Annotated in this window: 7 protein-coding genes; all 7 read left to right on the top strand. The window is 59.0% G+C overall.

The genetic code is table 11. The features are described 5' to 3' along the window. Positions 1 to 317 precede the first annotated feature (317 nt). The 7 genes from PA598K_RS03415 (at position 318) to PA598K_RS03385 (ending at position 6646) form a co-directional block, all read left to right on the top strand. Positions 318 to 1091, top strand: coding sequence for an ABC transporter ATP-binding protein (locus PA598K_RS03415; protein WP_128655500.1), 774 nt, complete (start codon positions 318 to 320; stop codon positions 1089 to 1091). 2 nt (positions 1092 to 1093) lie between these two features. Next, complete coding sequence (locus tag PA598K_RS03410) at positions 1094 to 1939, top strand: ABC transporter permease (protein WP_128655499.1); 846 nt, start codon at positions 1094 to 1096, stop codon at positions 1937 to 1939. A gap of 63 nt (positions 1940 to 2002) precedes the next feature. Continuing rightward, the gene (locus PA598K_RS03405) at positions 2003 to 3148 is read left to right on the top strand and encodes an ABC transporter substrate-binding protein (protein WP_128655498.1); all 1146 of its coding nucleotides are present in this window, start codon (positions 2003 to 2005) and stop codon (positions 3146 to 3148) included. Positions 3149 to 3462: 314 nt separating this feature from the next. Continuing rightward, positions 3463 to 4476 (top strand): aromatic ring-hydroxylating dioxygenase subunit alpha, encoded by a 1014-nt coding sequence (locus tag PA598K_RS03400; RefSeq protein ID WP_128655497.1) that lies wholly within the window; start codon positions 3463 to 3465, stop codon positions 4474 to 4476. A gap of 91 nt (positions 4477 to 4567) precedes the next feature. Further along, positions 4568 to 4990: a cupin domain-containing protein gene (locus PA598K_RS03395; RefSeq protein ID WP_128655496.1), complete on the top strand. Its 423-nt coding sequence runs from the start codon at positions 4568 to 4570 to the stop codon at positions 4988 to 4990. A 7-nt stretch (positions 4991 to 4997) separates the two neighbouring features. Continuing rightward, on the top strand, positions 4998 to 5804 hold the full coding sequence (locus tag PA598K_RS03390; RefSeq protein ID WP_128655495.1) for a creatininase family protein: 807 nt from the start codon (positions 4998 to 5000) through the stop codon (positions 5802 to 5804). A gap of 74 nt (positions 5805 to 5878) precedes the next feature. Then, positions 5879 to 6646: a cysteine hydrolase family protein gene (locus tag PA598K_RS03385; protein ID WP_128655494.1), complete on the top strand. Its 768-nt coding sequence runs from the start codon at positions 5879 to 5881 to the stop codon at positions 6644 to 6646. Positions 6647 to 6651: the final 5 nt, after the last annotated feature.

Here is a 6651-nt window from a genome sequence, read left to right as displayed (position 1 = left end):
GATCTTCCGATCGCTGTTGTCCCCAGATGCTTCGATCCCGTGCCTCTTCGGCAGTTTTGAGAGTTGTCGCCCTCACAGTAACTTCTTGTCTCCTCAGTATAACGCCGTCTCACAGAACGGGTCAATAATTTCTAACATTTACTTGACGCAATAAGAGTAGGTTTTATGTAAAATTGGAATGAACCTCTGTCATTTGACCAATGCTAACCGGTTTCATTTAGATTCAAACACAAATTTACGTCAAGTAAATTGACCCAAAGGCAAATATGGGGGTATATTGGTACCATTCAGAGCGCCACAAGGAGGTATGTGTCACAATGTCTTACATTACTATCGAGGGTGTGCATAAACGGTTCGTCAGACGTGGACAGTGGACGGAGGCTCTGAGCAATATTCAGTTGGACATTGAACAAGGATCGTTCGTCAGCTTCATCGGCCCGAGCGGCTGCGGCAAGTCGACGCTGCTCCGCATCATCGGCGGTCTGATGGATGCAGAGGAGGGAGAGATCACGATTGGCGGCCAGTCGCCGCAGGAGCTGCTCAAGGCCAAGCAATTCGGCTTCGTGCCGCAGCAGCCGGCACTCTTCCCTTGGCGGACGGTCCTGCAAAATATGAACATTCCGTTCGAGGTCAACCGGCAAAAGGTGTTCAATCCTGTCGAGCAGGGCGACCCGATCAAGCTGCTGCAGGCGGTCGGGCTGGGCGACTTCGTCCACGCCTACCCGAGAGAGCTCTCCGGCGGCATGAAGCAGCGTGTCGGCATCGCTCGCGCCTTCGCCACGGGCGCGCCGATCCTGCTCATGGATGAGCCGTTCTCGGCGCTCGACGAGATCACCAAGGAGGTGCTCATGCACCAGCTCAAGACGATCTGGGAGGAGCACAAAAAGACGGTGCTGTTCGTGACGCACAACATCCAGGAGGCGGTCTACCTCTCGGACAAGGTCGTCGTCATGTCGGCTCGTCCGGGCCGGGTGTCGCGGGTCATCGACATCAAGCTGGCGCGGCCGCGCGACGAGTCGGTCATCGGTTCGCAGGCCTTCAACGACTATATGGCCGAGCTCCGAGAGTCATTACGCGAAAGGTGGGGATAGCGATGAGTCAATCGATAAGCTCGCGGATCGCGGCGAGCGAGGGCAAGACAGCGGAGAAGGCGAGCGACTCGGTCACCTGGGCGATGCGCGTCAAGCAAGCCGTCAGCTCGATTATGCTGCCGCTCGTCACCTTTGTCATCCTGTTTACGGGCTGGGAGCTGGCGGTGCGTCTGCTGGACGTCCAGACGGTCATCCTGCCGCCGCCATCGGCAGTTTTCGCTGAGCTGTTCACCTCGATCTCCTTTTACATGCCGCATGTCGGCGTGACGTTCTACGAGGCGATGGTCGGCTTCGTCATCGGCACGGTGCTGGCGCTGATCGGCGGCGTCATTATGTCGCAGTCGCGTCTGCTGGAGCGGATGCTGCTGCCCGTCGCAGTGCTGGCCCATGTGACGCCGATCGTCGTTATCGCGCCGCTGTTCATGATTTGGTTCGGCTTTGGCACGTTTCCGAAGATTCTGGTCGCGGCGATCATCTCGTTTTTCCCGATGCTCATCAACTCCACGACGGGCTTCCGCTCAGTGGACGAGAGCAACTACGAATATATGCGGTCGCTGCATGCCAGCCGGTGGGAGATCTTCTTCAAGCTCAGTCTGCCGGGGGCGCTGCCGTTCCTGTTCTCCGCCGCCCGTACATGCATCAGCATGAGCGTCATCGGCGCAGTCGTCGGCGAGATGAGCGGGGCCAGCAAGGGGCTCGGTAATGTCGTCATGGTCTCAGCCAACTATCTGCAGATGGAGCGAATGTTCGGGGCGATCTTCCTGCTGGCGCTAATGGGCATCCTGCTCACCAACGCAGTGCGGATCGTCGAACGCAGGTTTCTCGCCTGGCATAGCTCGGGGCAGTAGCACCTGGGCGGCCGGCTGACACAATAAGCACTATTCCAATCACTAAGGGGAGGCAACAAGAGTATGAAAACGAAGTCTGCGATGTGGATGATCTGTCTGTTGTGTCTGATGCTGGCGCTCGCTGGCTGCGGTAGCCAAAATACGGCTGCGCCGGCTGAGGAGCCGGAGGTGAGCGAGCCTGCCGACAACGGCGGCGAAGCAGCCGGAGAAGAAGCGGCAGCGCCGGGCGAGGAAGGCATCAACTGGGAGGAGCGGATCGCGGCCAACAAGGCGGTCGGCAAAATTACGTACATTACCGGCTTCAACTACTCGGCGTCGGCGCCGAACATCAACGTTGCGGCTGCCATCGAGATGGGGCTGTTCGAGGAGCTGGGGCTGAACGTCGAGATCCAGCCAGGCGTCGAAGCCGAGAGCATGAAGCTGCTGGCGGCAGGTCGGGCGCAGTTCGCAGGCGCTGGCTCGGCGAGCACGGTCATCCAGGCGATCGCCAGCGGCGGCCGCATCGAGCCGATGTCCGTTATGAGTCCGGTCGGTCTCAATGCGCTTATGGTGCTCGCGGACTCCGGCATCGAGGAGCTGACCGATCTTGAGGGCAAGACGCTGGGCTACAAGGCGGCGTTCCCGCCGAACTTCCGTGCGATGTTCATCAACGCCGGCGTCGATCTCGACAAGGTTGAGATGGTGTCGGTTGGCTTCGACCCGACGATCCTCAACACGTCCAACGTCGATGCGATCACGGTGTTCAAGTCCAACGAGCCGTTCCAGATGGAGCAGAAGGGCTTTAAGGTGAAGCTGTTCGACCCGGCCGACTATGGCGTCAAAAACTCGTTTGGCCTGCTTAATGTAAACAAAGAATTTGCCGAGAAAAACCCGACCGTCGCCGAGGACTTCCTGCGGGCCGTGCTGAAGGCGCATGAGCTGCTCATGGAGGACGCAACGCCGACGATCGCCGCTCTGGAGAAGATGGCCGAGGGCAACTACAACCTCGAGGCCGAGACGAATCGCTGGGCGGTCGAGAGCCAGCTGATCGTCGACTCCAAGCGCGAAGGGCTGCCGCTCGGCTGGGCGACGCCGGAGCAATGGCAAGCCGAGCTTGACATCCTCCAGGACGCCGAAGCGCTGAGCGGCGAGGTGACGGTCGACCAATTAAACATTACCAAGTATCTGGAAGCCATCTACGACGGCGAAGAGTTGATTTGGAAAGAGTAAGGTCCCTCTCATCGCTTAACTGCAAAAATACCTTTATTTATGCTTCAAAGCGCGTGAAATCTAAATTTTAATGCAAAAGTGCAGTTATTTTTGGGGAATGGATCATTAGGAGGCAATTTCAATCCGATTAAGTGTACATTTGCATTTAATTACCTGTTCCCACCCCGTTTTGCCGGAAATAAACGTACTTTTGCAGTTATCTATCCGAGCTTGGTTTGGGCTAAAGCGTGAGATAGAAAACGTTCATTAGGAAGCGATCGAATTGCGAGGGAGCAATCGAATTTCGCAGAAATTGGTTCAAGGAGGCGTCTGCTATGCTGCAAACCCAACAAAAAATCTTCCGTAAATTTTATTATCCGGTCCTGCCGATTGCGCATCTGCAGGACGGTCCCAAGGGCGTCAAGCTGATGAACGAGGACATCGTCCTCTGGCTCGACGAGGAAGGCAAGCCGGCGGCGGCGGTCGATCGCTGCTGCCATCGGACGGCAAAGCTGTCCAAGGGCACCGTCCGCGAAGGCAGCGTCGTCTGTCCGTATCATGGCTGGGCCTTTAACCGGACAGGGAAGTGCACCTACTTCCCGCAGTCCGAGCTGGAGGACCCGCCCAAGGTGTATAAGATTGCCGGCTACCACTGCGAGGAGCGCTACGGCTATGTGTGGGTGGCGCTCGAGGACCCGGTGACCGGCATACCGGAGTTCAAGTATTCGGATGACGCCTCGTTCCGCAAGGTCGACCAGTTCTATGAAGTGATCCATTGCGCGGCGTTTCGTCTGATGGAGAACTCCTTTGATGCGGCGCATGTCGCCTTCGTGCATCAGAACACCTTTGGCGACATCAACAACCCGATCCCGCCCAAGATGGACATCACGCCGGCCGAGTGGGGCTTCGAGACATACCATGAAGCGCCAGTGACCAACAAGCTGAATCAGCAGGTGAAGACGATCAATGTCGACGAGGACGAGACGGTCCGCAAGGCGTACGGCCGCTGGTATCTGCCCTTCATCCGTCAAAATACGATTCAATACCCGACGGGCCTGATCCACTCCATCATCACCTGCGCGACGCCGATCGACGACAAGAGCTGTCAGCTCGTCCAGTTCGCCCTGCGCAACGACACCGAGGCCGATGTGCCGGCCGAGCGCGTCATCGCCTTCGACCGCGCAGTCGTCGACGAGGATATGGATGTGCTGGAGACGACCGAATACAATGTCTCGCTTGATGTGCGGCGCAAGGTGGAGAACCATATGCTCTCCGACAAGCCTGGCATCGTCATGCGCCAGATGCTGCTCGACCTGTTCGCCCAGTATGGCGAGGAAGAGGTCATCTGAACGTTCGGGGAGGTGCCAGACTGACCTCATAATGCCGAAGAGGCACGGGATCGATCTTCCAGATTATATAACTGAAAAGGAGATGGGCGCGATGCTCGTACCTGGATTAACAGCAGGCCACTATGAAGACTGCCCGGTTCATAAGATAGCGGCGGCAGACAAAAACAAGTTCGTGCTCCTGTGCGACGGCAAGACCTTGCCCTTCGTATCGGTCATCGAGATATTCGACAAGGACGGCAAGACGCCGCCCAATACCCATGCCGATGCGCATGAATACTTCTACGTCATCGCCGGCGAAGGCATCGCTGCGGTGGACGGCAAGAGCATTCCGATCAAGCCCGGCTCGTTTTTCGTCGTCGACCCTGGACATGTGCACGAGGTGCACAATACCGGCGAAGGCCGCCTCTATGTGCTGACGACGATGGTGCCGGACGAGAAGTTCTCCGATCTCATCCTCGCCGGCCCCAAGGCCAGCCTCGATGAAGAGGACCTGCGCGTCCTCCGGGGAGTGTGAGCGAGCGATGTTCCGATACGAAGGCAAGGCATGGGATACGCGCTATCTGCCCCGGCTGACCTCGGCCGAGGTGGCGGCGCTAGATAAGGACGACGCGCTCGTCATCCTGCCGGTAGGCGCGGTCGAGCAGCATGGTCCGCATCTGCCGCTGCTGACGGATACCTTGATCGGCGAGGCGCTGATCACGCGGACGCTGGAGCGGTTGCCAGAGACAGCCAATGTGTGGCTGCTGCCGCCCGTCCCGTATGGCAAGAGCAACGAGCATCTCGACTTCGCTGGGACGATCTCGCTGTCGGCATCGACGCTGCACAGCGTGCTCGTCGACATCGCATCGAGCCTGCAGCGCAGCGGCTTCCGTCGGCTGATGTTGTTCAACACGCATGGCGGCAATGTCGACCTGCTCAATGTCGCCTCCCGGGAGATCCGGGTGCAGACGGGGCTGATGGTGTTTTATGTGAATCCGCACAGCCTTGATGCCGACAAGGATCTGGTCACGGAGGAGGAGCACGAATACGGCATCCACGGCGGCGATATCGAGACTTCGCTCTTGCTCGCGATCAAGCGGGAGTGGGTGAGAGAAGGCGAGCTCGTCCGGGAGATCCCGGACGTGACGGGCCTGAAGTATCTGACGATGGAGGGGCGTATCCGCTTCGCCTGGGTGATGAGCGACATCTCCCGCAGCGGCATCGCAGGCGATGCGACGGTGGCGACGGCCAATAAGGGCGAACTGATCGCCGAACGGATCGCCGCCGAGCTGGCGCTCGCGCTGGAGGAGATCAGCCGCTTCGACATCGACCGTATCGTCCGCGAGTAAGCTTGCATCATCCGTAACGAATCGGCCTCAGGCGTCCACGCCCGGGCAGGCCGACGCAAGAAGGGAGTGTGCCTATGAGAGAGCTCGGACACGAACGCAATAGCTGGCGCGTAACGAAGGAGCATGTCGATCTGCGCCGCTCGGCGCAGCCGGAGCGGGTCATCACCTTCGGCGCCGAGCCGCAGCGGCTGACGTTGAACCTGGCCAAGGCAGCGGTGCTGGTCATCGATATGCAAAACGACTTTTGCTCGCCTGCGGGCTGGCTGGACTATATCGGCGTCGATGTCACGCCAGCCCGCGGACCCATCGAGCCGGTCAATCGGTTGCTGCCAGCGCTCCGGGATGCGAACGTCCCGGTCGTCTGGGTGAACTGGGGCAATCGCCCCGACAAGATGAATCTCAGTCCTTCGGTGCTGCATGTGTACGATCCGGCCGGCGACGATGTCGGCATCGGCGGCAAGCTGCCGGGCCACGGCTCGCAGGTGCTGCAGAAGGATAGCTGGAGCGCGGCGACCATCCCGGAGATGGACGTGGCGAGCAGCGATATTCAAGTCGACAAATACCGGATGAGCGGGTTCTGGGACACGCCGCTGGATAGCATATTGCGCAATCTGAACGTCGAGACGCTATTTTTTGCCGGGGTCAATGTCGACCAGTGCGTCATGGCGACGCTGCAGGACGCCGTCTGCCTCGGGTACGACGCGATCCTGCTGTCCGATTGCTGCGCGACGACCTCGCCGGATTTTTGCGCCGAGGCTACGTTATACAACGTGAAGCAATGCTACGGTTTTGTGGCAGCGTCGTCCGATGTCCTGTCGGCGATGCACGCCGTCACATCCTGACAGAA

Origin of the sequence: Paenibacillus sp. 598K, from assembly GCF_003851045.1 — a bacterium.
Taxonomy (GTDB): Bacteria; Bacillota; Bacilli; order Paenibacillales; family Paenibacillaceae; genus Paenibacillus_D.
This window is presented reverse-complemented; position numbering and strand designations above follow the sequence as displayed.